Here is a 24,551-nt window from a genome sequence, read left to right as displayed (position 1 = left end):
TGTTGCACCCGTTTTTATTGTTTTGAATATTTTTTAACACGCAGCAGGAGCCTGCCCCTGCTGCGCTAGGCATCAGCCGCGTTGCGGGACGCCTTTCTGGCCTTGCTTGCGATTTGGAGCCATCCCGTTGGCTAGCAGCGTTTGCTCAATGCTTGAGTACTGCACACCAATGCGATAGATCTCACGGGCTTCTTTACCGTTGGCAACCTCACGACCCAACTCATGAGCGATGCGTACCGTTTGCTGGATCTGTTGCACGGAAGTGAAGCGTTTGCCGTGTTGGTCAATAATGGTGTCTTCAGTGCCGACCCGAGGGTGCAGGCCCATGGCCAGAGCCATGGTATTGAGGGGCAACATGTTTTTCAGCAACGATTCGGAGGTCAAGGTGCAGCCATCCGGCACGCGGTGAATGAAGTTGAAGAAGTTGAATGGGTTCGGGCCGTCAAAGCCACCACCAATGCCAATCCACGTCAGGTTCAATGGCCCCATGTAAATGCCTTTGCGCACCAGTCGCTCAAGGGTTTCGAAGGCATGGATGCCCGTCAGCTGAAAGTGCGGCTGGATGTTGCTGGCTTGTAAGCGCTTGAGGTGCTCGGCGACCCAGGCAGGGCCAGCAGGAACCGTCATTTCACTGTAAGCAGCCTGATAGGCAGGGTTTGCCAGGGAAGTGCCTTCCAAATACTCTGGATAGAGCAACTCCATGATGTTCATTTGCGTGGTGTTGATCGCTACGGTGACTTGATCCGGCTTGGGTGACAATTCCGCCAGCATGTGCCGGGTATCGTCAGACAGCCACAAGGCAGCCTCACCGTCGCTCTCTGGCGCGAAGGAGATCGAACCGCCCACCTGAATAATCATGTCGGGTACAGCCTCACGTACCCCAGCAATCAATTCATTGAATTTAGACAGTCGCTTGGACCCCTTGCCGTCCAACTCACGCACATGCAAGTGCAGAACAGTAGCGCCCGCTTCATAGCAGTCAACCGCCTTCTGTACCTGCTCATCCATGGTTACCGGAATGTCTTCCGGGAAGTCTTCTGGCATCCACTCCGGGCCGTAAGGTGCGACGGTAATCACGACCTTTTCCATATTTTCCGGGTGCAGGGAATCATCGAAGAACTGCATGTTCGTCTCCTTTTTTTATTTTTGCCAAACGGCTTTAATGCGCGCGATTGTGCGCTTGATAATTTCCGCCAGACTGCTCAGTAGGTCTTTTCGCCAATCACACCAGCGCGCTCCATCTTGCGATGGCAGGCGGGGTAATCCATTACGGCGTAATGCTGAGTGCTGCGGTTATCCCAGATAGCGATGCTGTTGGGCCGCCAGCGCCAGCGCACCTGATACTCGGGAATACAGGCCTGGCTGACCAAATAGCGCAGCAACTCAGACGCGCCATGGCTGAAGTCCTGGCCAAACCGAATCCGCTCAGGCGTGTGGAAGTTGGTGAAATGAGTGGTGAAGCTGTTAACAAACAACACCTTCTCACCGGTTTCGGGGTGAGTACGCACCACGGGATGCTCTGCGTCCGGATATTGTGCTTTCAGCGCCAGACGTTTCTCGATTGGCATCGCCGCGCCAAAGCTCGCTTCAATGCTATGACGCGCGCGCAGGCCTTCGATTTTCTCTTTCACGTCTGCCGGCAGTCGCTCATAAGCCACCACCATGTTGGCCCACATCGTGTCACCGCCCACCGGAGGGCATTCAACGCAGCGCAGCACACAGCCCATGGGAGGTGCATCGCGCCAGGTTGCATCGGTATGCCATGAGTTTTCGTAGCGGTCTATCGGGCTCTCCGGGCTCTTGTAAACCTGAACCAGCCCGGGATGATCCGGATGGCTGCCGACAACGGGATGATCTTCCAATTCGCCAAACAAGCGGGCAAAAGCTACATGCTCAGCACGGCTAATATCTTGATCTCGCAGAAACAGCACGCGATGCTTAAGCAATTGGGCGCGGATCTCAGCGAACAGGCCGGCATCATGAATTGCATCGGCAAGATTAACGCCCAGCAACTCTGCTCCAATGTTGCAGGTCAGTTGTTCAACTTGCATGACTAATGATCTCCTTAAATGATGAAAATCGAAGAGCCTGTGGTCTTGCGTGACTCCAGGTCACGATGCGCCTGCACGGCGTCCTGCAAACCGTAGTGCTGGTTAATCTCGATTTTGATTTTGCCGCTGCCGACCAAGTCAAACAGCTCGCCGGCCAGATCAGCCTTTTCCGCCGGATCGGCGATGTAGTCAGCCAGTGCTGGGCGAGTCAGATAGAGCGAGCCTTTCATTGCAAGCTGTACCGGGTCGAATGCCGGAATTGGCCCTGAAGCCGTGCCCACACAAACCATCAGACCGCGGCGCTTCAACGAGTCGAGTGAACCCATGAATGTGCTCTTGCCTACGCTGTCGAAAACGACGTTTACACCTACCCCGTCGGTCAACTCCCGCGTGCGTTTGGCCACATCTTCATGGCTGTAATTGATCACATGATCACAGCCATGTGCGCGGGCAATGTCACCCTTGGCGTCACTGGATACAGTACCAATCACGCGCAAACCCAATAACTTGGCCCACTGCGAAACAATCAGACCAACGCCGCCGGCAGCCGCGTGCAATAAAATGCTGTCACCGGGTTTGAAGTCATGGATGCGCCGCAGCAAATACGCGGAGGTCAGGCCGCGCATGGTCATCGCCGCTGCGGTCTCGAATGAAATGCTCTCTGGAAGCTTGATCAACGGCGCAGCCGGGATCAGACGCTCAGTGCAATAGGCGCCGAGCGTATTGAGGAACCCGGTGTAAGTGACACGGTCCCCGACACAAACATTGCTCACGCCCTCACCCACTGCCTCTACGACACCAGCGGCCTCAACGCCCATGCCATTTGGCATTGGAATTGGGTACGTGCCGTTGCGAAAGTAGGTATCGGCATAGTTAAGCCCCACAGCAACCTGACGGAGTCGTACTTCACCTGGGCCGGGATCGCCAACCTCCACGTCCTCGTACTGCATAACCTCAGGACCACCGGTTTTATAGAAGCGGACGGCTTTTGGCATTTACTTGATCTCCAATCTGCGCTCGGGACGCCCTATGGCGTATACGTTGACTGAAATGTAATGCCCAGACGCTTCATCCGCTTCTCATCGAACGACAATGACTTTTCATTTAATGACAAACCCGTTCAGAGTTACCGCCGCCTCTGCATCACGCCCCAAGCTGGGCCAGCGCAAACGTCGCGGACGCCGTCGCTCAGGCGTAACCCTGCATGGCTTGTGGCTGAGAGATAGCTTTAAAAGGCTTGCTGCGAGCCACAAACAAAAAAACGAGGCCCGTTTACCTCGGGCCTCGTTTCACTGTGAGAAATGCTGAGGGTTAGTTGCCGTGTATAAACCAACACCCCTCTGGTTTTACAAAGCGCGTTAGCTGCTGGCGACTTTGCGCAGGGGCGCATTGCTGCGCTGACGGGACTCCCAACCCTGCGCAAGCCCAACTTCAATATCAACCGGCGGCAATGGCGGCAAGCCTCGGACGAGATCAGCAGCGCGCTCGGCCAGCATGATCGTCGGCGCATTCAGGTTGCCGTTGGGCTCGGTCGGAAACACCGATGAATCAATAACTCGCAAGCCTTCGATACCGCGTACACGTAGCGCTGAATCAACCACGGCCATTTCATCCTCGCCCATTCGGCACGAACCACAAGGATGCATGGTGCTTTCCATATTCTTGCGCACAAACGCATCGATCTCCTCATCGGTGTTAACGTCAGGGCCCGGAGCAATTTCGTAATCGCGATACGCATCCATTGCCGGCTGACCAATAATCTCCCGGGTCAGGCGTACACAACGACGGAAACCCTCGCGGTCCTCTTCAGTTTGTAAGTAATTGAAGACAATTTCCGGGTGCGTGTAAGGGTCTGCCGAACGCACACGGACATAACCGCGGCTGGTTGGTTTATTCGGCCCGGTCAAAACCATGAAACCATGGCCCTTCAGCGGTTTGCCACCGTCGTACTGCATCGCGGCGGGGAGAAAATGAAACTGAATATCGGGCCAGCTCAGCCCCACCTCAGAGCGAATAAAACCACCCGCTTCGAAGTGATTACTGGCCCCCAGACCATCTTTGAATAACAACCAGCGCAGGCCAATCATGGCCTTGCTTAACAGGCCCATCTTGCTGTTCAGAGTGATCGGCTGTTTGCAGGCGAACTGGATATAAATTTCCGAGTGATCCTGCAAGTTTTCACCGACACCGGGCAGCTCATGCTTCACTTCGATACCGGCGTTGCGCAGCACTTCACCGGGACCAATCCCGGACATTTGCAGCAACTGCGGCGAGCCAATCGGCCCCGTCGAAAGCAGCACTTCGCGGTTGCAATGCACGGTGTGGGTCTGGCCGTCATGATCGTAGAGAATGCCAACAGCCCGTTTGCCTTCCAACAACACCTGACGCGTCATTGCGTGGGTGATCACGGTCAGGTTTGGACGTTTCATCGCAGGTCGTAAATAGGCGTTGGCGGTTGACCAACGCACACCATTTTTGACCGTCATGTGCATCGCGCCAAAGCCTTCCTGCATGTAGCCGTTACAATCCTTGGTTTCGATGTAACCGGCTTGAACGCCCGCCTCAACCCAGGCGCCATACAGTGGGTTTTGCATATTGTTGCCATTATTGGTGCTCAGCGGCCCCCCTTCGCCACGGTAATCATCGCCGCCAAACTTGTAATTCTCGGCACGTTTGAAGTACGGCAGGCAATTGCGATAACCCCAGCCCTCTGCACCCAATGATTGCCATTGGTCGAAGTCTGATGCGTGCCCGCGGATATAGACCAGCCCATTGATTGAAGAAGACCCACCGAGTACCTTGCCGCGCGGACAATGCAGGCGGCGGTTATCGAGGAAGGGTTCAGGCTCGGTCTCGAAATGCCAGTTGTACTTCTTGGTGTTCATGGGCATTGAGAAGGCACTGGGCATCTGGATCAACACACTGCGATCGCTGCCGCCATACTCCAACACCAGTACCGAGGTGTTTGGGTCCTCACTCAAGCGGTTGGCTAACACGCACCCAGCAGAGCCCGCGCCAATAATGATGTAATCGTATCGTTTAGTCATGGCTCAAGCCTGTGCATCTAAATTCAAAGAGTCGTGCTGACGCTTAGCGCGCGGAGAGTAGGCGCCCCAGCCTAAACGCTCGGCAAAAGCCCGGGTCAGCACAAAATGGATCACGCCGGCCAGCAGGCAAGACGGAATGGAAGCGGAGATGAAGCGAAACCAGGACGCGTTGGCCAGGCTCTGGGGATTAAACAAGAACACGTAAACCCCAACACCCACTAACAGCGCGAATAAGCCAATCGGATTGAAGCCCTTCCAGTAGCGATAAGGTGACAACGCCTCACTGGCATACAGATGACGCAGATTCATCCGCTGCTGGCGCAAGAAGTAGTAATCGGCGATTCCGATTCCTGCCAGCGCGCTGTTCAACGCCGAAGTCCACACCAGGAATATGAAGAAGCTGTCATAGACTTCAGGCGCAAAGCTGACAATCAACAATGGCACAGCGCAGAACATCACCACGAGCAGGGTCCAGCTCATGTCGCGGAAGGTTTTTCCCGCCAACTGACGCAAGCCCACAATAGAGGTGTAGAGGATGTTGATCATGCTGGTGATGTTGGCAAATGCGACAAACCCCAGCGCGATGACACCAAATGCCAGGCCTCCGATGTGGGTCATCCAGATGGTTGGATCACTGTTGCCTAATGCGGCAGATGCCAGCAAACCGACAACCTCTCCCAGCACCGCAGCGGCGAATATGCCGATAATGTTGGGCCAGAATGCTGTGCGCTGATTCTTGCTAAGCCGCGCCAGATTGCCGATATACGGCCACCAGGACAGCCCGGCTGCCATATTGACCTCCACCGCAATCATGAAATTGACGCGTTTATCGCTGAATGGCGCATCGAGTGCCGGCAGCGCCAGCAGTTCCGCCATGCTGTGATCACTGAACACCATGTACAGCATGGCGCCCATGATCAGTACCAGCGCCGGCGCGACGATGGTGTTGAATACCTTGATCGAGGTAGGACCTTTGGCAACAACAAAACCCGCCAGCAGAATTGCAAACAAGCCTGACACCAGCACCAGCGAGCCGGTTGGGTTCGCTTCATGTTCAGTCAGAAGCCCTGTCAGCCCGTCAATCGAACGGCCGAACATGAGTCCCAGAACGGCGAGCCAGCCCATGGTCAGAAACACCACTGCCAAGACATAAACCAGGCGGCTGCCGTTACCGCCGAACATGCTGCGCAAGAAGGTAAACTGCTCTGTACCGTACTTGCCACACGGCACACAAGTGGCGAAAGACGCCAGCAGAACACCCAGAATATTACCGATTACAATCGCCGCTATTCCTTCCGTGACGCCCACAAACAATGCAGTTGCGCCGCCAATCAAAAAGGCCCAGGTGGCAATGGCCAGCGCGGAATTGGCGTAGGTGAACTCCCAAAATCCCCATAGCCGCTCACTGGGTAGCAACGGCGTATCTCCGCGTTGGGCTTCAAGGCCAGAATCAACCGAATCAGACGTTGCCATGGCTCAATACCCCCAAAGGTAGAAGCCGACGACCAATACCAGCGTCATCAGGACTATCACGGTGTAGTCGAGGGCGCTGAGCGCACCCGGCCACTCATCTGCCAGCTCCATCTCCTCATACACGCGAATGCGTTTTTCCAAGTCCTGCGCCCTCAGGTTTTCGGCTGCGGTATTCATATGACCTGAACCTCGTATAATTCTTCTTATTGGTTACGCTGTGTCTCGGCATAACGATGGCGTTATGCCGAGGGGTTTAACTCACGGCAGGGTGATCCATACCGCCTTGGTTTCCAGCAGATAATCGAGCTGCTCTGCGCCCAAGTCCTTGCCAAAGCCCGATTGCTTATAGCCACCGAATGGCATGCACGGATCAATGGTGCTGTGCGCGTTAACGTACACAGAGCCGGCACGCAGGCGCGGTATCAGGCTGTGAACACGGCCGAGATCGTTCGAGTAGATCGCTGCTGCCAGACCAAACCAAGAGTCATTAGCCAACTCCACCGCTTCGTCATCCTCGTCAAAGGGTGCAGTCACCAGCACCGGACCAAAGATTTCCTCCTGAACGATGCGCATATCGTTGCGGCAATTGGCGAAAATAGTTGGCTCAACAAAGTACCCGGGACCGGTGATTGCTTGGCCGCCATACGCCACTTCTGCGCCTTCCTGCTTGCCTGCCTCGATGTATTCCAGAACCCGCGCCTGCTGCTGTGCAGACACCAGCGGGCTGATAAAGCACTCGGCATCTAAACCGGGGGCAACCTTCAATGTGCGGGTATAGGCGATCAGCTCTTCTAAAAATTGGGCATAGACACTGCGGTGAATATAGGCGCGGGTTCCTGCGTCACAAACCTGCCCCGAGTTGAAGAAAACACCGTTGGCTACCGCCTGCGCGGCGGCCTTGATATCGGCATCTTCGCGAACGATTACGGCAGACTTGCCGCCCAGCTCAAGGGTCAAACGCTTCATCTGATCCATAGCTGTTTTGCCGACCGTAATGCCAACAGGCGTGGAGCCAGTAAAACTGAGTTTGTCGATGCCAGCATGGGTCGCCATCGCTGCACCCACTACGCTGCCACGGCCGGTCACAATATTGATCACACCATCCGGGATCCCGGCCTCCTGCACCAACTCAGCAAAGCGCAGTGCCGATAAAGACGTTAACTCAGCCGGTTTAACCACCACTGTGCAGCCTGTGGCCAATGCCGCGCCCAGCTTCCAGGCCATGGTTTGCAGCGGAAAATTCCACGGCACAATGATGCCCACCACACCGACAGGCTCCTTTCGGGTGTATGCCAGATAGTTACCTGGTAAAGAGGGCTCTGCGGTGCGCCCGTGGATTTTTGTGGCCCAGCCAGCGAAATAACGGAATGTATCAATCGTGCCTTGGATATCGACTTCAAGCGCTTGGCTGACCGATTTACCCATATCGATTGATTCGATTTCAGCCAACTCATGCGCATTTAGCTCAATAAGATCGGCCAGGCGTTGCAGCAAGCGCTCGCGTTCTGCGGGCTTGAGCGCGCTCCATTCACCACTATCAAACTGCTCACGAGCAGCCGCGACGGCACGGTCCAAGTCTGCAACTGTGCCCATCGGAATGTGTGTTAATAGCCCTTCGGTCGAAGGCTCCGTCACCTCTGCGTTCGCGCCGTCACTGCCGTCGACCCAAGCCCCGCCAATGAACATTTTTTGCGCCTTGCTCAGAAAGCGCTGAGCGGCCTCACTAATGCCATAGGTTTGCAAATATTGCTTAACAATCGCGTCCATGGTTATGCCCCCTGCGCAGTGCGCGCCTGTGCACGCTCGTGAAAAATAAAGCCGATGCTATTGAGCAGCAGTTGTGCGGCGAGAATTGAGGTCATACCGGTCGGGTCGTAAGCAGGCGCAACCTCGACCAGATCCATGCCCACGATGTTGCCCTGGCTGCGTTTGGCCAGCAGTTGAATGATTTCGAGGATTTCGTAGTAGAGAAAACCGCCGTGGCTTGGCGTGCCTGTACCGGGGGCAATCGATGGATCGAAGCCATCAATGTCGATGGTGATGTAATACGGAACCCCAGTTGGGATTAAGTCCAGCACGCCTTGCGCGCCGAGGCGGCGAACGTCACGGACCGAGAGAATCTGCGAACCGGCATCACGTGCTGCGTCATAGTCATCACGATTGGATGAGGACACGTTGCGGATCCCCATTTGGGTCATCCCGGTGATGTGATTCATCTCCGAGGCCCGGCGCAATGGGCTGCCATGGCCATAGCGGACACCGTGGCGCTCATCGACGAAATCCAGATGCGCATCAACGTGAATGATGTGAATCGGCCCCCGCCCCTCGAACGCCTTGATCACGGGCGCATGCACTGAGTGATCGCCACCCAGAACAACGGGCATCGCGCCAGCATCCAGGATCTTGCGCACTGCAAACTCAGTGTTGGCATTACTGCTGGCCATATCGGTATGGACGATGTCTGCATCACCCACGTCAACCATGCGCACATCGGCTGCGGTCAGGTACATGACATCGTCTTCATGGTCATAAGCGCCCGCATGACCGAACGAAAACAGCGTTGAAGCCTCGCGAATTCCACGGGGCCCAAAACGCGCACCAGAGCGCCACTGCGTACCCATGTCATTGGGCGCACCAAGGATCGCCACGTCGGCATCAAGTGCATCCCAGTCAGTGCACACCGGCGCTTTGGCAAAGGTGCAATGCCCCACAAACGGAAGATTCAGGCGTCCGGAATCATAGTTATTACTCGACATACTCGGGCATCTCCAACTGTTGTTCTTGTTAGCGAGAACGACGTTCATCGGCCTCTGCGGTTGGAGTGACTATGTGCGCAGCTTAGGGTGGAAAAAATACTCAACATCAGATACTTATATCGGCATATCCGATGTATAAAAGTGCGAGGGTGCTTGAATGATTCAGCTGCATGACGTCGACTTAAAACTGCTCAGGGTCTTTGCAGCAATCGTTAAATGCGGTGGGTTTTCTGCAGCTCAGGCTGCGCTCAATGCAGGCCAGTCAACCATCAGCGAACAGATGGCACACCTCGAAACCCGGCTTGGGGTGAAGCTCTGCCAGCGCGGCCGAAGTGGCTTCCAACTAACCGAACAAGGCGTGGCCATTCATGAAGCAACGCTGCGCTTGCTCGCCGCCGTCGAGCACTTTTGCTCGGATGCAGACGTACTCAAACAGGACATCAGCGGCCAGCTCAATCTGGGCATAATCGATAGCACCATCAGTGATCCCGATTCGCCTATACCGCGAACCACGCAGCGCTTTGTATCCCGAGGGCATGATGTGCACCTCAACGTTTACGTCGGCTCGCCTGCCGAGCTGGAAGAACGGGTACTTGATGGTCGCCTGCATCTGGCGGTTGGCCACTTCCCCATCCACGTGCCAGGCCTGCATTACTCATCGCTCTATCAGGAAGCACTGGGCGTGTATTGCGGTCGCCGCCATCCCCTGTTCGCAAGCAAAGCTCAGGGCGCGGATCAGCTCAAGGAAATATCAGAAAGTCGAATCGTGGCTCGGGGCTATATGCAACAGCACGATCTGGAGCAGTTGGGCGTGAGCAAGGCGGCCGCAACAGTCGATAACATCGAAGCGACTGCCATTCTGATTATTTCAGGCGCTTACATCGGCCTTCTGCCTACACATTTTGCGGCGCAGTGGGTCAAAAATGGTGAAATGCGCCAGCTAATCCCCAACCAGTTACAGCTCATGTCACCTTTCGATCTCATCAGCCGCCGTGGGGTTGTTCCGCCACCCATACTTCAAGCATTCCTGGAGGACCTGGCGGCCTGTTCACGTCAAAACGGCTTGGACACAACGGTCTTCGCCAATAAAAGTTGAATGTCCGCGTTTGCTTGAAAAGCGCTGTAAAGCGCTGTAAAGCGTCCGATTGTGACCCTATTCCAAACCAATCAAATATCAAGCTCAGAAAATAGGGCTTGATATTTTGAACCCAACAACAATAATGACACTACGTTTTTGACACCAAAGGCTCCCGCTATGTCCCGCATCTTTGCTTACAGTCGTGTTAGCACCATTGGACAAACTACAGAGAACCAAATCCACGAAATCAAAGCTGCTGGGTTTGATCTACAACCGCAACGTGCAATCGAAGAAACAATCAGTGGCAGCACCAGCAGCAGTGAACGACCTGGCTTCAACAAATTGCTAGAACGCATGGAGTCCGGCGATGTATTAGTCGTGACCAAGCTAGACAGGCTCGGAAGAAACGCAATTGACGTGCAATCAACTGTCGAACTACTCGAAGGCAAAGGAATAAAAGTTCATTGCCTGGCTTTGGGAGGTGTTGACCTAACCAGCGCTGCTGGGAAGATGACCATGGGTGTATTAGCAGCTGTCGCCCAGTTTGAACGCGATCTATTGATTGAGCGAACCCAGGCTGGATTAAAACGGACAAAAGCGGCAGGAACAAAGCTGGGTCGTCCAGTGGTTGCCTCTGCCGAAGATGTCCGGAAGCTAAAACTTGAAGGGTTATCACAATCAGGGGTTGCAGCCCGACTTGATGTGAGCTTATCCACGGTAAAGCGGCTTTGGGTAAAATAACTCGTGAAACTCTCAAAAAGGCCCCTCGCGGGCCTTTTTCTGTTTTTGGTGGTAATCCCTCAGCACACTCATATTCAAATTGATGCAATGTGCTAGAAGTCGTTTACAAGCAAATACGCTCGACAACCAAAGGGCAGGCAGCAGGAAGTAATGCCGGGGGAGGAAGTAAAATTATGGTACCTAACGACCAACTAGCTACAAGCGAACCCGTGCGGCTAGGTGTTATTTAATTAAATACCGGGCGTTGCAAGAAGTCACAAATATGGTTAACACTCATATACAGAATAAATTAAAATTAATACGCAATTAATTTATTAGTAATATGCGATCTCTACAACTCGTCTAGGATGTAGAAAAAACAACCTGCCAAAATCAATTATTGACTGAAAATCTATAAAATTAAAAAAACCAGACCTCCCAATAAATATCACAAACACCACAATCAAAATCACCCATGATAAATTCGTTAGAGCATTTAGCTTAGTCTTTGCCGCACTTGATGATTCCTCAAGACTGCTGAAAGAGCTTTCTATTTCAGCTTTCACATCTTCAACACCCACCACAATATCATCGTATTTTGATATAGACCTTTTGAATTCCTGAATAAGAAGGTCTATATGGCCGACCACATTATTATTCAGCGACATCACCATCCAAGTCGAAATTGCAAAACCAATAAATATTACGAGTACTTCCCAGTAATTATTAGATAATTTTAAAATAGCTCCAACAGCTATCAGACTGCCAGGTATAGCAAAGGCTTTCGTCTGCTGTGACATGATTGCGTCTTGGATTTTGCAGAGAAATCCTATTCTTTCATTTTCTATTTCTGATAAAATTTTATTGACAGAAAACTTGCTTACATAAACCTTATAACGCTCAGTATAAGCATCATAGAATCTATTTATATTCGACATTAGATATAATAAATTTCTTGAACTCTCATCCTTGAAAAACTCAACCACTGCCTCTCTCATGACATGTTTGCGCTCATCGCAATGCACATCATCTTCTTGCTGTACTGATACTTTAAGAGTTTCAGCTCTAACGACAGACTGATTGTCAATGCAAACAGACTCGAACTCCGACAAGTCCATTGCATAAGGAATTTCTAGCTTTGTTAAATAGGATTCCTTGCTGCTAAAAAACACATACTTCATAGGCTGTGTATCATCACCAACCTGATGGCAAAGGCCTTTTAAAGTTGAACGCAATGCAAAGTAAAAATTCAATCTAAGCCGAAGCGCATCCATTTCTTGCTGATCAACACCGATAACAAAGTAATGCTCAGGTTCATTTGGTTTATCTCGAAGATTGTGCCACAAGCTATTCACACTAACAAAAAACGGCACATACTTATTTTTCCAAAAGCCACTCTCAGATAAATGAACCTGCCCATCCAGAGAAAATAATTTGTCCGGCTGTTCACAGCCTAGGCTTTTTAAATATTCTTCTACATCAACTGACGATGACTGACTTGCATCTAGTATTACTTGATCATCATCTAGATATATTTTCTCAAGCATCCCTGCACACCTCAATCTTTACCCGAACCCAGCGCCTTCAGCACAAGGGAGGCTTCGGGTGGTAGTTTTATGGTGAGATAAACGAAATCCTTATCAACACTCAAATCCGAACCTTGCTTGCCGATTTCAATTGCATCTAGCTTTACGCGCCCATTGAAATCACCAGAAGGTAAATTTACATCTACATACCCCATGTTTTTGGCGGCTGAATGTGATGGCTGAAATTCTTCGCTTACTTTAAAACGCTCAGAATTACTTTTGATAAAATCATGAAACTTACCGTTATGCAGAGAGTTTGCGGGCAAACATTTATCAATTTCTCGCTGTATCTCTGAAAGATGGACCCGGTTACCTGCCCTATTTTCGACATACGATACAACCCTACTGTAAATCTTTCGTCTCTCACCAGAGTTCAAATCACTAGCAGACTCTCGGAGGTATGCTGAAAGTGCACTTTTTAAATTTTCGACGCAAACCTTGCCAGGCATAGAGTCGGAGCAGCCTAACGCAGCATTAAAGAATTCACTTTTAGAATTGCCTTTTATGAAATAAAGATAAGAATCACCTTTATTCTCAGGGAAAACAGTAGAGAAACCTGTTAAATCCATACATGCCGCTTGCCGAAAGTCCTGCAAATTCAAACTTTCAGTGCTCTTAGGTGTCATGTTCTCGTTATCGTCAAAATCATAGCCACCCTTTTTGCCCAACATAACTACAAGAACCTGATCTCTTCCTTGGAGATTCTTATAGTGTGCAAAAACAACATACCCTACATTTAATGAGCTTCGATTTGGATCATTTGCCTCAGCACAAAGCCTCTCCATTACCCCATCTACAAACTTTGTAAAATCATAGCCGGTTAGATAATTCGTGAAATTTTCTGCTGCCGTCACAATTCCGGGATCGACGTAGCCGTATATTCGTCCCCCTCGGGAGAATTTCTTCCCAATCAGATTGACGAAATCTACACAGACGTTAGTAGCAAGGTCCCAGTCTTTGCCTTTAACGCTATCGTAGAAAGAGTGTCCACCCAATGACGCCTTGAAAAACCTAGCAGCACACGCGGCAACAACAACAAGGCCTTTTTTTTCTGGCTCGACAATTTCTACTTCGTCCATTTCTTTTACTTGATTGTCCATATCCTGTCCTATCAGCATTTTCCAGTTGTTATCAATACAGCTACCGAGAAGCTGTGTGCTGAAAAATTCAGCGATAGCACTATGCCTTTAACGAAGACGAGCAATCAAGGTTCGGACTGCTGGAACCAACTAGGTTTACACCCGCTTGCGCCGAATTGATGGAACGACAGATATGCAGGTTGCTGGACAGACCCATTAACTGTACATGCATACAGTATAGTCATCTCTGATAACTCGGCAAGCGCCTTTGAAAAATCGATCTCACCGGGAGAGGACTCCGGTGTTGCTAATGGCATGCTCATTGAATCCAAATAGCCAGCCACACCTCTCTAGGGCGGACCTAGATGCAGCCCACGCGCTGGGTAGAAATATTGGATAGAACAGAAAAAGAAAAAGCCCCGTAACTCATTGAATTACGGGGCTTTTCTATATATGGCGGGAAGATAGGGATTTGAACCCTAGGTACCATCGCTGATACAACGGATTTCGAATCCGATAGCAACCCACATTTAGCGCCGCTGATTTTCATAAGATCCAGTAATTACGCCACCTACATGCATGCATACAGATTATGGTGCGTGATCATTTGGGGGAGCCATTCCCCCAAAATTCCCCCAGCAGATAGAAATTACTGGTCGACTAACTTCACAACACACCCCACGATTGACGATTCCGCCGGTGACCCTAGACACACTGGAACCTAAATCATGCGTACCCACCAGAACACATTATAAATCAGCAGGTTACGACGCCCGCATTCGTCACAACCGTCCCACATTTGCCCGCTGTGTCACAGCGTGTCGCCGCGTGTGACACAATCCTGTCACAGCGCCCTTCTCGCCCGTCCTGGGCAACGCATACCACCAATCAATTGATCGGAAACTGCTCACGGGCCAACTCACCGTAGTAAGCCAGCTCGCAGTGCCGGATATCGCCCTGCCGGTCGAAGAAGAAAAGCGCGTTGATAAGCGACTCAGCCCATTCGATCTGCTCGCGATGGGCGCGACTGCTGATTGTTTCGTCTGGCCAGCCAGCAAACAAGGTATTGAACAGCTGATCAACGGCTATCAGGAAGGCGAGCCAATACGAGCGTTTTTCGTAGTCGGGCTGGTAGAGGTCGAGCTTTGTCATGCTATGGCCCGCTATTCGGGAAAGGCCCAGCGGCAGGGGTATAGTCGGATGTATAGCGAGCGCTACCGATAGTTATGCGCAACTCGTCTATGTAGCAACGCCCACCAGCGCCAGCGCCAGCCACCGCAGGGGCCGAACCAATTTGTAAATTCGGCGCAGTCGTCTGGTTTGCAGTTTTCGTGAATGACGCGCCTTGCTGAACGCCATCAACAAAAAATCTAACGTTATTACTGGCATCCCTTGTTATAGCGATCGCCTGCCAAACTCCCGGGGTATATGGGACCGAAACTGTCTCTGTGCCTGCGAAATATGCACGGATGGATGTTGAGTTGGACCTCACCCAAAGGTAAGCGCTTGATGTGTTTGATACAAATTGAAACGAGTTCGAGAGCTCGTTCATAAGCAGCCTGAACTCAACGCAGAACTCACCAACCAGCTTCAAGCTGTCGGCAGCAGCTACATCAACACGCGAATCGTTGGTGGCCGTGAAGCGCCCAGAGGCGCCGCCAAACACGGATTTATCAGTACCGATCACCCCGCCAGCGTTGGCAGTAAGCGTTTTAGGGCTGGCACTTGAATCGACGAATGTCGTACTCCCGTTCAATCCATCCATGTGCATAAGAAGTTGCACATTGGCGAAAAGCGGATCTGTACCGCCCGCGGCTCGCCTTACCTGGCTTGCCAGAACACCAGCGTTAATCATGCTGCCACCAAGCGGCCGACAAGATTCCAGTCGTCAGCCCCGAAGCGTGACAACTGAGCAGCTGAGCCATTCCCAGCCAATACAAGCGTGTCGGTAGCGTGGCACTTGATAGTGAAGCCAGCGCCAGCAACAGCTACAGCTCCTGCGCCGCGCTGGAATATCTCAATGTCGGTGTTGGCTGGCCATGCTGCAGTAGCCTCTGCGTTCAGGGTGAGGGTAACAGGACTGGCATTCGTGCACTCGATCTTGCGCCCTGCGTCCGCGACCGTGATGGTTCCTGTGGTGCCTGTGATGGTTCTGATCGGGGCACCTACATATGAACCGCCCGAGGGAATCTCTACATCGACCACGCCGCTACCGGCGTCGGTTACGGTAGCGCCAATAAAATTGATCGTTGTGGCTGTTGCGACTGGCGAACCACTGTTTTCAATATCGACGCCAGAGCCACCGCCACCACCCGAAAACACCTCCCATGCGCTTCCGGTGTACTTGTAGTAAACATCCTCGTCGTTCACATGCACCAACATGCCTTCACGCGGAGTGACGTAGTACCAGGCTGGAGTGCCTGATGTAAGCCAGTAAGCCAACTGGTTCTCTTTGCCGGCCCACACACCCGTTGCCGTGGCAGTGATGATGTAAAGCGCCTCATTTGCCGGCGAGCCTGGCGGGGTTGCAAGTCGATCCACCACGCCAGCCTGCACAAGCTGGTTGAGCTGGGCAAAGGTGGCGTTGGCGTTCAGATAGTTCGCCTGCCCATTGGCAAGATCGGTTAGCGCCAATTTAGTAGTCACAAAGTCACCTCACGCACGTAACCGCGCCCAACTATTTCGCTGAGCTGGTAAATTCTGAAAGTTATGGATGCCTGTGCAGAGCCGAAGTCGGTTGTCTGATTGGCGGCGGAGTAGCTGAAAGCTGGAGTGGCTGACGCGATCGTACGCTTTACTGTCAACCCACTCATCACGTCGATTTCGTACGCCTGTGTTGTTTCACCAACCGGGGCTTCCACTCCGGATGACCACCACGTACTTCCAAGCCGAGAGCGGCGCGTGAAGGTGGCGGACAGGTTTCCGGAGCCGTCTCGGGTGGCGCGAACACTCACCGGTGACAGGCACTCGAGGTTGACCCCTTTGTAAGTGAAGGAAGTGTTCTCCGCGTCATCTACTGACGCCCCAGACGTCACAGCGCGGTAGTCCCGAGCAAGGCCAATGGTCTGCACGGCGGTGCCGATAAATGCGTTGTCAGGGTCATCCAGCAGGATGAAGTAATCCCCAGCCACGTGGAGGCCGGTCGCCCACTCAGTGCCCTTGTCTCCGCGGACGAATCCGCTCAGCGTGTAGCTGTTATCGGGATTAAGGGTTGCGGTCTGGAAGCGCACAATCTCCCAGCGCCCATTAACGCCGTAGGCGGCGTAGTTGTACCCTGTCAGCAACTGATCGCGCGTTATCGACTCGGGCTCACCAGAAAGAAAGCCTACAGCAAGGGAGCCTTGGTCGATCAAGTAGCCGTTGCTGGCCTGAAGAATGCCGAGGGCGTACCCAATTCCACCCTTGCCTGTATAGGCCTGCAGATCCTCCCATGTTTGCCCGCCGTCAGCGGAGCGAACGAGCACTGCGCCGGGCCAGCCGTTCGTATACCCGGTCGCAGCGGTTACAAACCCAACAGCGTTTTGGCTTACTTCATCGACTAAGGGAATGTCCAGCTCAACGACTAGCGAAGGGCCAGGCAATCCAATAGTGCCAGGCGGTGTAATCCCGGTGCCACCTGTTGCGGTTGAAATGTAAAGCGCTGCTCGGTTTGGTTTGGCCTTGCACTCAGGCCGACCATCTGGTGTGTAATTGATTTCTGTCAGGCGCAGCTCGTAAACAGCATTTTTGCTATTCACCGTCACTACGTCAGAAGGCTCAAGACCGAGATATATCGGTGGCAACGTGATACTGAAATCAGTCCGCTCGAGCCAGGCTATGCCCTGCAGAACCTCGGCAACTTGCGCGGCCTTATCATCAGTAAGCACCATCGCCAGCTCAAGGTCAGTTCGATTCACCGCGGCAGTGTTAATGCGCTGAGCAATCTGCTCCCCGGTTGCATACTCTCGCTCTGACGATAGATAGCTAACAGCTGTGATTGCCGGCAGCTGCGAATCCATTTCGCGGGACTGCGTGATCAGGTCGCCAGCTTCATCAGAGTCATTTGCCCCTAAGTGCTCCCAAGGGATGGTTGCAACACTCGTTTGGCCGCGCGGCACGCATTTGATCTTGTATCCTGACTGGATAACGTCAAACGGATATGCACCTTGCGGCTGTTCAAGCGCGGCGCGAATAGTTCCACCGGATACGCGATATCCCGGCACGCCGGCCGTGATAGAAAGCGTGTCGAGATCCACGGCAGAGACAAGGGAGGATCGCGACACCTCTTGCTCAATGATGCTGGCAAGTGGGTAAACATCCGGCTCGACCGGCTGGGTTAGTTTATAGATTGCGCCATTGCGGACCGCTATCTCATCGATTGGCGCGCCTGATATTCCGGGCGCAACGCCAGCAACCGTTCCACCAGCGTAAGTAAGCAGCACAGAATGATCGACATAATCCAAAACCACAAAGCTTGCGCCGTCTACCGCCAAAATCCCTCTTGAGTGCGCACCCGTAACAACCGTCAATGGCGTAATGGTTGAAAGCACCGCCATTGTTGCGGTATCGAAAACGACCACAGAAACATTGGGATTAATGCCATCACTAAATCCAGCCCCAATATCTCGCGCCATCACTAGTTTCGACCCATCCGGGGACAAGAACAGATCAACCCCATCATTTGGGTTAGTAGTTGAATAGGCTGAGTTCTGCCCTTCCAGTATCAGCTCACGATTGCCAGTACCGGGATTCAGCCCAACTGTTCGCTTCTGGACTTGGACCAGCGAATTGAATGGCTCGAAAAGAACCATGTAATAAGTGTCGCCGCTTTTCAGGAATGAAGACCTGAACGACAGGGATGAGCCAGCCGACACATATGCCTGACCGTTTCTGTATAGCCATGGCGTTCCGCTTTTGGTTGCAACAAACTCGCTGGCGGAGTTCAGCACGCCGGTAACAGTCGCCCCCGTCTGCCCGATTTCATAATCTTTTTTGATTGTCGCGAGCTTGGTTCCGTCCAAGTTGAAGCGCTCTATGTAATAGCCATCCACCCAGCCGAAAGCGCCCTTAAACAATCCGATACGGAGAACTTCAATCCCTCCATTCCTGAATTCAACCCCACCTCTATTGGTCCCTGAAATGCTCGAGCACTGACCAAATGCGGTTGAGTAACCTTCATTTGAGCCAGTGGTGACCACCTCAACCTTGAACTGCGCACCCTGCAGGCTGTTGTTGTAGTCCGCCAACTGGAAGTCTTTGAACTTGATGTAGCTCATGCCGCGCAGCGCCGGCGCATTGCCCACGCCAACATCCGCTTCATAGTCTGGATCGGGCATCTGATCGTCAGTGCCGGTGTAGATCGTCCAGGCGTTCGCGGCTTGGTTGCTGGCAATTATCGTTTCGAGATCGTCAGAACCGGCGTTGTAGATTAGCTTGTCCAGGCACCAGATGCGGCGCACGCCTGCGATTGGACCACCCAAACCGAGAATGAATGTCCCGCTGTAGGTGTAGGTCTTGGTGGTTGTTCCACCACCGCCACCCTTGCCTCCCTGCTTTTTCTTTTTGACGTGCTCGTCCAGTTTGCCGCCTTTGAGCCATAGGACGTTGCCATGTACCGGTACGGTTCCGTAAAAGCGGGTGATCGGGGCGCCGTATGTGGCAGTTTGGACTGTTAGATCAGACAGGCGCGGCCCTGATACGGTTGGGCCTTTTGGCGGGTCGAGCGCGCCGCCGAGCGCAGAGCCCAAGGTGTAGCCAGCCGCAATTGCAGCCGGGTTACCTACCGTAAGAAACGCACCAGCAGCAGCACCGATGACGCCGCCAATTACCGATCCCCATCCTTGACCTGAAGACATTATTCAGCCTCCATGAGTCGGTAAACGCGGACAATACGGAACGCTGCCAGGTCATCAAGCCGGTGCTCTACGCACCCACCATGATCTGAGCTGCCATGGATGATGTAGGGGTGCCCATAGCGCGGTTCGGAAACAATCGCGATGTGCTGCGGGGCGAAGGTGACGCGCATCAGCAGCACGTCGCCTGTGGTCATATCTGCCTTGGCAACTTCGGTAAGCGCTGGCTGAGCATTGAGGATTTTTTCGAGCATTCCGTCATAGGGTGTTCGCGGGTAACCGGTTGTGTCGTCGAACGGAAGCCCCAGACGGCCAAGCACATGCACCAGCACACCGGCGCAATCCATTCCCTTGCCAAGTACTCGCCCTTGATGCTTAAACGGCGTGTCGAGGCATTCGCGGGCAGCAGCGATAACAGCATTCATTGGCCGCGCCCTATCTGTGCGTACTGTGATGGTGTAGGCACGTGCGGCTGCGCCTTCATGTTGATGACGTTGCTGTACTTGTTCTTGCAGGCGTTAATGTCGCGGCGGCATCCGGGGATCATTTCGTACTGATCGCCCACGGTCGGCAGGTAGAACATCGCGTCGAATAGCTGGATGTTGCCGGAGCTGAACGCCTTCACCTGGATAGGCTTGAGCCCGAGATTGGGGCCGGTCGTGAATCGAATCGCGCCATAAGCAAACCAGTCATCAGCCTCACCACGCGCAGAGTCGGTGAAGTAGTACTGGTCAGTGACCGCAGTCAGGGTGCCGGTGACTTTGTAGGCGGACATGACTGGGCCGTCTGGCGCGGAGCGCGGCCCGCTGCAGCGGCTTTGCGAGACAGGCAGCATGGTGCCGTCGAGGCTCTGGTCAAACAGCGTGTTGCTGCAGGTCGGCGAATAGGTCTCGCCGGTTGACTGACTGAGCGCATCGATCAGCGCCATGAACTGAACGACATACTGGTTTTCGTTATTCAGCTCGGCCTTGCCGAAGATGTAGGCCGCACAGGGCTCTTCGTCTTCGATAGGCGACACAAAGCTGGTGGCGAAGATGTATGCCCGGGCGTTATCCCAAACGCCTGAACTCACCTCGTCGAGCGAAAGATGAGTGATGGCGGTTTTCATGATCCCTTGCAGGTCCATTGACGACGCAGCAAATGATGATGTGGCGCTGTAACCGCTGAACTCATAGCCGGAGCCGGCCATGTAGACCTCGCCATTGCTCATAGGCATGTCGATTGGGTATTCGGTAAAGCGCACCACCCGGCCATTGGTCGCGACAATGCGCACGCAAGCCGTCCTCGTCTTCCAGTCTGCGACGTGTGGTTTCATAAGGCCTCAGAAACGAAAAAACCCGCTCAAGGCGGGCTTATTTAAAAGTGGGATGGTCAGTCGAATGGGTTGAGAATTTCCACTATCTGCAAGCCGTTGGCGCTGATCGTGTCCCAGTTTGAGAAGTTACCGCCGAGGTCCGCGTTAAACCGCATCGGAATATCAAACAGGCATCCAGCGGTTACGGCCTCGCCAGCTTGCGGTCTGGTATTGAATACCCCTCCGCTTGTGTAAGCGCTGAACAGGGATGAGTTGATGTTGAGCGTGAACTGCGAACCGGTGCGTGCAGTGACCACGGCGCGGACGCCGTTAATTTGCGTCATGCCAGCCACGCCAGAAATGATAAGGCTCTCGCCAACCACCAACGTATTTGTGGCAGTAACCACGGCGCTCGATGCCTGACTAATCGCAGAAATGCTTCCTGTTTTATTTGCTGCAAGGGTTACGATGCCGGTCGTGTTGTTAACCGACCACTGCGCTGCCGGATACGAAGCCCCGCCTACGCCCACCAGTACCGAGCCGGCTACCGGCTTGTAGATGTGCCTGCGCGAGCTGTCGCCACCATAGCCACCAAACCATTCCACGATCTGGTAAACACCCGGCACAGCAGGGTTAGCCAATATCATTGGCTGATCGTTGAACGTTGGCGTGTCGCGGTAATTGTTGGTCGAGAAGTCGACCGGATGCATCACGCGAAACCCGCGGAGCTTGCCCCCTGCCCTGTTATTCAGGTCAATTACCTCCTCAACAATGAAGTTGGTCTGGCGTTCGAACTCAATGTTCATCGACGCCTTGATGAATGGGTTCATCTGCGAGCGGTATTCATTGCCCCCGGCTGTTTGCGTGATGTAAACCTGATAGCTCGACGCAAAGTCGCTGCCGTAGTCGATGTTTTCTGGCAAGCGCTCTTCGAGAAAGGTGGCCACTAATTGAACCTCGCCGTGCTTTTGAGAATTCCAGTGATCTTCCGCGCGCCTGTTGCAGCCGCCTCACGAACATCCTTTGAGGTGCTGGCATTGGGGAATACGAGCTGAACGCTGGTGTTATTGGTACGGTTGCCCAGCATTTTTGCAGTGTCTTCTCTGCCGGTTACCGATACTGGGCCTCGCACGATTTCAGGGCCGCGCTCGCCAACAATGCCGAACTGCCCTGATGGGATGTTTCCGCCGCTATCAAAGAGGCCGGCAAAGCTTGAGAAAAGCCCCGCCATTCCTGCACCGCTACCGCTCGAAAATAGACCGCCTAATGCCCCGCTTAGCCCTTCCGCAGCCGAGGCCACAATCTGCTTTGAACCGATGCGCAGCAGATCGTCATTGATCGAGTTAACCAGGTCCTTGAATGAAAGCTTCCCAGTCTTGGCGAAGTTGAATACAGCATCCTCGGACTCTTGAAGCGCATTCTTTACCGCGTCACGCATTTGGGCGGCGCCGTTATTCGCTTCGTTCACGTAATCCTGCAGCGCACCGGCGGCACCTTTCAGCCAATCGCTCTCAGCCTCATCCTTGCGCCGAGCGCCCTCTTCAACAATGCGCACCTCTTCCTCCATTGCAGCGCGAAGGGCTTCTACCCTGGCCGCATAGGCTTGCTCGGTCAGTGCATTTGAGGTCCCTTGCGCCCGAGCCAGATCCTCCAGGCGCTTTGCATACTCGAATTCAAGCTGATTGATTTCACGAAGCTGATCGGCTTGCTTGTCCCCAAGGCCAATGGCCTTGACCTCGATATCAATGGCGTTTTGCCGTGCACGCAGCTGATCTTCAAGGGCCGCAGTGAACTCCTTGGTGGCTTCGGCCTCCTCCCTGTTTTTCTTGATCTGCTCAAGGCGATCTAGCTCAACAGCCAGACCTTGCAGGCGCTCTTGCTGCGCCTTGTTGAGCTTAGACAGCTCGCCGTTTTCGATTTCGTAACGGACTCTGGCAGACTCAGTAGCGACACCGAATAGTGCGATTTGCCGCTCAAGCTGCTGCTCGTTCGTGCTATACAGAGTCGAAAGCCGTTTAGCTGCTCGTTCCGTCTCTTTAGAGTCAGTTCCCGAGCCGCTTGAGAGCGGACTTGTACGCGCGGATGCTTGCTCACGCAAAAGCTTGATCTGCTCTTCGCGTTCCGCTTTGGCTTGCTCTCTTGCTTTGCGCTCATCCTCAAACTTGGCTCGCGCGGCTGATCCTGCTTGCAGGATGGCGTCACGCTCGGCAAGCGCGGTGCTCAGGCTGTCGTTGCGCAGCTCATTAAGAGCGCGAAGCTCAGTCTCAAGCTGAGCCGATGCTTGCGCCTGTGTAGCGTCGGTGAATGCCGCCTTTACGGCATTTCCCGCGTACTTGGCATAAGCAACTGTTCTGTCGAACAGCGACAGTATTTCAACCGTAGCAATCTTCACTGCCGCCTGAATGTTAGCGGGCATATCGCGGAAAGCGGTGCCAATGAAGGAGGCAGCATCACCGCCATGTTCTCCAAGCACGTCAAAATCGAGAGCGAGACTGTCAACGTCAGCCGCCATTGCGTCGAAAGTGGTAGACCACGTTGCAAAAGACTGGATGATCGGACCTGTTAACGCTCCAGAGTCAATGAGCTTGGAAAGGTCAAGGATACCGTTTGCCAGACTTGCACTGGCGCCTGTTGCGGTATCAATCTCGCCAACCACGCGCGTAAGGCTGTTGCCGAGAACAGTGAAGGCCTGGCCACCCGTTGCCTGTATTTTGCTGAACTGATCATCAATAGCCGTGCCTTGCTTTAAAAGGGCATCGATAACGTTCTGAGCACTTAACTTTCCTTCTTTGCCCAACTCACGAAGCTGGCCGACCGAAACGCCAAGGCCGTCAGACAGCGCTTTAGCCAATGCTGGCGCACTTTCAAGCACAGCATTCAGCTCGTCACCACGCAGAGAACCAGATGCGAAAGCCTGTCCAAGCTGAACAAGCGCCCCTGACGCTGCTTGCGCGGTCGTCCCGCTAACGGCAAGAGACTTATTCACCGTATCAACTACAGCGGCTACACCAGATGCTGAAAGCCCAAGCTCATCTGCGTTGGTTGCTATGCGCTGATATAGCTCTGCCGTAGCATCCAATGGCTGGCGAGCATTCTGAGCCAGCGAGAACACTGCTTCCTGCGCAGCGATGAGGTCAGTCGTGCCGTCCGTAACAAGCTTCAATCGGTTCGTCAGATTGACGTAGGACTCGGACGCCTGTGCGATCTGACGGGCGCTGAATACCGCAGCCAAAGGGCCAGCAAGACGCCGAAACGCCGACCCAAGCCCGTCAGTCGACTTTTCGGTTTTACCAGCAGTCGCATTCAGCTTTTTGAGGTCGGCGTCAGCCTTTGAGACGGGCCGGCTATCAACGCTGATAACAAGCTTTGCGTATTCAGTCATATCCAGACCCGTTGGAGTGATGCCAATAGATCAGCCTCCCATGCACGTAAATTGCGATGAGTTAGCTGAGACCAATGAGATAGTTCGGTAAATGTGACTGGCTTGGGGATATGCCAGTACCAGTGCCAAATGTATTCGAGCTCTTGCGGGCAATCTGTCTGATCGGCCAACTCAGGCGGCTTGAACCCGGTCTTCTTCCAGATGGTTTCAAGATGCTCGCGAAGGGGCCTGTCTGATCCGGGGGGCGGCCTGAG

21 protein-coding genes are annotated in these 24,551 nt (G+C 53.4%); 2 read left to right on the top strand and 19 right to left on the bottom strand.

From position 1 onward, the window contains the following. Nucleotides 1-72: 72 nt before the first annotated feature. From PMYSY11_RS07880 to speB, 8 genes are all read right to left on the bottom strand, one after another. Nucleotides 73-1,125: a beta-keto acid cleavage family enzyme gene (locus PMYSY11_RS07880; protein ID WP_090510801.1), complete on the bottom strand. Its 1,053-nt coding sequence runs from the start codon at nt 1,123-1,125 to the stop codon at nt 73-75. Nucleotides 1,126-1,202: 77 nt separating this feature from the next. Next, on the bottom strand, nt 1,203-2,051 hold the full coding sequence (locus PMYSY11_RS07875; RefSeq protein ID WP_090510804.1) for a TauD/TfdA dioxygenase family protein: 849 nt from the start codon (nt 2,049-2,051) through the stop codon (nt 1,203-1,205). Between the two features lie 14 nt (nt 2,052-2,065). After that, nucleotides 2,066-3,046: a quinone oxidoreductase family protein gene (locus tag PMYSY11_RS07870; protein WP_090510807.1), complete on the bottom strand. Its 981-nt coding sequence runs from the start codon at nt 3,044-3,046 to the stop codon at nt 2,066-2,068. A gap of 363 nt (nt 3,047-3,409) precedes the next feature. Continuing rightward, nucleotides 3,410-5,098, bottom strand: a complete 1,689-nt coding sequence (gene betA, locus PMYSY11_RS07865; protein WP_090510810.1) for a choline dehydrogenase — start codon at nt 5,096-5,098, stop codon at nt 3,410-3,412. Nucleotides 5,099-5,101: 3 nt separating this feature from the next. Next, nucleotides 5,102-6,571, bottom strand: a complete 1,470-nt coding sequence (locus tag PMYSY11_RS07860) for a purine-cytosine permease family protein (RefSeq protein ID WP_150548820.1) — start codon at nt 6,569-6,571, stop codon at nt 5,102-5,104. 3 nt (nt 6,572-6,574) lie between these two features. Then, nucleotides 6,575-6,748 carry a hypothetical protein gene (locus PMYSY11_RS07855; RefSeq protein ID WP_170860569.1) on the bottom strand — a complete coding sequence of 58 codons (174 nt, stop codon included), beginning with the start codon at nt 6,746-6,748 and terminating at the stop codon, nt 6,575-6,577. 81 nt (nt 6,749-6,829) lie between these two features. Continuing rightward, a complete protein-coding gene (locus PMYSY11_RS07850; RefSeq protein WP_150548819.1) occupies nt 6,830-8,338 on the bottom strand; it encodes an aldehyde dehydrogenase family protein in 1,509 nt (502 codons plus the stop codon). 2 nt (nt 8,339-8,340) lie between these two features. Beyond that, nucleotides 8,341-9,327 (bottom strand): agmatinase, encoded by a 987-nt coding sequence (gene speB / locus PMYSY11_RS07845; RefSeq protein ID WP_090510818.1) that lies wholly within the window; start codon nt 9,325-9,327, stop codon nt 8,341-8,343. A 157-nt stretch (nt 9,328-9,484) separates the two neighbouring features. Here speB and PMYSY11_RS07840 point away from each other — a divergent pair, with 157 nt between their 5' ends. Continuing rightward, nucleotides 9,485-10,423, top strand: a complete 939-nt coding sequence (locus PMYSY11_RS07840; protein WP_150548818.1) for a LysR family transcriptional regulator — start codon at nt 9,485-9,487, stop codon at nt 10,421-10,423. Nucleotides 10,424-10,582: 159 nt separating this feature from the next. After that, nucleotides 10,583-11,146: a recombinase family protein gene (locus tag PMYSY11_RS07835; protein ID WP_150548817.1), complete on the top strand. Its 564-nt coding sequence runs from the start codon at nt 10,583-10,585 to the stop codon at nt 11,144-11,146. A gap of 314 nt (nt 11,147-11,460) precedes the next feature. Here the strand turns inward: PMYSY11_RS07835 and PMYSY11_RS07830 are convergent, their stop codons facing one another. The 11 genes from PMYSY11_RS07830 to PMYSY11_RS22110 all read right to left on the bottom strand — a co-directional run bounded on the left by PMYSY11_RS07830 (nt 11,461) and on the right by PMYSY11_RS22110 (nt 24,500). Further along, entirely contained in the window at nt 11,461-12,672 is a 1,212-nt protein-coding gene (locus tag PMYSY11_RS07830; protein WP_172970680.1) for a hypothetical protein, read from the bottom strand. Nucleotides 12,673-12,683: 11 nt separating this feature from the next. Then, a complete protein-coding gene (locus tag PMYSY11_RS07825; RefSeq protein WP_150548816.1) occupies nt 12,684-13,811 on the bottom strand; it encodes a nucleoid-associated protein in 1,128 nt (375 codons plus the stop codon). 867 nt (nt 13,812-14,678) lie between these two features. Further along, nucleotides 14,679-14,942 (bottom strand): hypothetical protein, encoded by a 264-nt coding sequence (locus PMYSY11_RS07820; RefSeq protein ID WP_150548815.1) that lies wholly within the window; start codon nt 14,940-14,942, stop codon nt 14,679-14,681. Nucleotide 14,943: 1 nt separating this feature from the next. After that, the gene (locus PMYSY11_RS07815; RefSeq protein ID WP_150548814.1) at nt 14,944-15,645 is read right to left on the bottom strand and encodes a LamG domain-containing protein; all 702 of its coding nucleotides are present in this window, start codon (nt 15,643-15,645) and stop codon (nt 14,944-14,946) included. Then, on the bottom strand, nt 15,642-16,436 hold the full coding sequence (locus PMYSY11_RS07810; protein WP_150548813.1) for a DUF2793 domain-containing protein: 795 nt from the start codon (nt 16,434-16,436) through the stop codon (nt 15,642-15,644). Before PMYSY11_RS07810 ends, PMYSY11_RS07815 begins: the two co-directional genes overlap by 4 nt. Continuing rightward, nucleotides 16,433-19,624, bottom strand: coding sequence for a phage tail protein (locus PMYSY11_RS07805; protein ID WP_150548812.1), 3,192 nt, complete (start codon nt 19,622-19,624; stop codon nt 16,433-16,435). The genes PMYSY11_RS07810 and PMYSY11_RS07805 overlap by 4 nt, the downstream gene beginning before the upstream one ends. Beyond that, on the bottom strand, nt 19,624-20,046 hold the full coding sequence (locus tag PMYSY11_RS07800) for an NlpC/P60 family protein (RefSeq protein ID WP_150548811.1): 423 nt from the start codon (nt 20,044-20,046) through the stop codon (nt 19,624-19,626). The genes PMYSY11_RS07805 and PMYSY11_RS07800 overlap by 1 nt, the downstream gene beginning before the upstream one ends. Continuing rightward, nucleotides 20,043-20,894 carry a baseplate hub domain-containing protein gene (locus PMYSY11_RS07795; protein WP_172970679.1) on the bottom strand — a complete coding sequence of 284 codons (852 nt, stop codon included), beginning with the start codon at nt 20,892-20,894 and terminating at the stop codon, nt 20,043-20,045. Before PMYSY11_RS07795 ends, PMYSY11_RS07800 begins: the two co-directional genes overlap by 4 nt. Before the next feature lie 98 nt (nt 20,895-20,992). Beyond that, entirely contained in the window at nt 20,993-21,862 is an 870-nt protein-coding gene (locus PMYSY11_RS07790; protein ID WP_150548809.1) for a DUF2460 domain-containing protein, read from the bottom strand. After that, complete coding sequence (locus tag PMYSY11_RS07785) at nt 21,862-24,297, bottom strand: phage tail tape measure protein (RefSeq protein WP_150548808.1); 2,436 nt, start codon at nt 24,295-24,297, stop codon at nt 21,862-21,864. Before PMYSY11_RS07785 ends, PMYSY11_RS07790 begins: the two co-directional genes overlap by 1 nt. Continuing rightward, nucleotides 24,294-24,500 carry a phage tail assembly chaperone gene (locus PMYSY11_RS22110; RefSeq protein ID WP_420830079.1) on the bottom strand — a complete coding sequence of 69 codons (207 nt, stop codon included), beginning with the start codon at nt 24,498-24,500 and terminating at the stop codon, nt 24,294-24,296. Before PMYSY11_RS22110 ends, PMYSY11_RS07785 begins: the two co-directional genes overlap by 4 nt. Nucleotides 24,501-24,551 lie beyond the last annotated feature (51 nt).

Source organism: Pseudomonas marincola (assembly GCF_900682675.2).
Classification (GTDB): Bacteria; Pseudomonadota; Gammaproteobacteria; order Pseudomonadales; family Pseudomonadaceae; genus Aquipseudomonas; species Aquipseudomonas marincola.
Note: the sequence above shows the minus strand (reverse complement) of the source record. Positions and strands in the feature narration are given on the sequence as shown.

Excerpts from the sequence above, each read along its gene's own strand:
- PMYSY11_RS07880 (WP_090510801.1), bottom strand. The coding sequence starts at position 1,125 with ATGCAGTTCTTCGATGATTCCCTGCACCCGGAAAATATGGAAAAGGTC.
- PMYSY11_RS07875 (WP_090510804.1), bottom strand. The coding sequence starts at position 2,051 with ATGCAAGTTGAACAACTGACCTGCAACATTGGAGCAGAGTTGCTGGGC.
- PMYSY11_RS07870 (WP_090510807.1), bottom strand. The coding sequence starts at position 3,046 with ATGCCAAAAGCCGTCCGCTTCTATAAAACCGGTGGTCCTGAGGTTATG.
- betA (WP_090510810.1), bottom strand. The coding sequence starts at position 5,098 with ATGACTAAACGATACGATTACATCATTATTGGCGCGGGCTCTGCTGGG.
- PMYSY11_RS07860 (WP_150548820.1), bottom strand. The coding sequence starts at position 6,571 with ATGGCAACGTCTGATTCGGTTGATTCTGGCCTTGAAGCCCAACGCGGA.
- PMYSY11_RS07855 (WP_170860569.1), bottom strand. The coding sequence starts at position 6,748 with ATGAATACCGCAGCCGAAAACCTGAGGGCGCAGGACTTGGAAAAACGC.
- PMYSY11_RS07850 (WP_150548819.1), bottom strand. The coding sequence starts at position 8,338 with ATGGACGCGATTGTTAAGCAATATTTGCAAACCTATGGCATTAGTGAG.
- speB (WP_090510818.1), bottom strand. The coding sequence starts at position 9,327 with ATGTCGAGTAATAACTATGATTCCGGACGCCTGAATCTTCCGTTTGTG.
- PMYSY11_RS07840 (WP_150548818.1), top strand. The coding sequence starts at position 9,485 with ATGATTCAGCTGCATGACGTCGACTTAAAACTGCTCAGGGTCTTTGCA.
- PMYSY11_RS07835 (WP_150548817.1), top strand. The coding sequence starts at position 10,583 with ATGTCCCGCATCTTTGCTTACAGTCGTGTTAGCACCATTGGACAAACT.
- PMYSY11_RS07830 (WP_172970680.1), bottom strand. The coding sequence starts at position 12,672 with ATGCTTGAGAAAATATATCTAGATGATGATCAAGTAATACTAGATGCA.
- PMYSY11_RS07825 (WP_150548816.1), bottom strand. The coding sequence starts at position 13,811 with ATGGACAATCAAGTAAAAGAAATGGACGAAGTAGAAATTGTCGAGCCA.
- PMYSY11_RS07820 (WP_150548815.1), bottom strand. The coding sequence starts at position 14,942 with ATGACAAAGCTCGACCTCTACCAGCCCGACTACGAAAAACGCTCGTAT.
- PMYSY11_RS07815 (WP_150548814.1), bottom strand. The coding sequence starts at position 15,645 with ATGATTAACGCTGGTGTTCTGGCAAGCCAGGTAAGGCGAGCCGCGGGC.
- PMYSY11_RS07805 (WP_150548812.1), bottom strand. The coding sequence starts at position 19,624 with ATGTCTTCAGGTCAAGGATGGGGATCGGTAATTGGCGGCGTCATCGGT.
- PMYSY11_RS07800 (WP_150548811.1), bottom strand. The coding sequence starts at position 20,046 with ATGAATGCTGTTATCGCTGCTGCCCGCGAATGCCTCGACACGCCGTTT.
- PMYSY11_RS07785 (WP_150548808.1), bottom strand. The coding sequence starts at position 24,297 with ATGACTGAATACGCAAAGCTTGTTATCAGCGTTGATAGCCGGCCCGTC.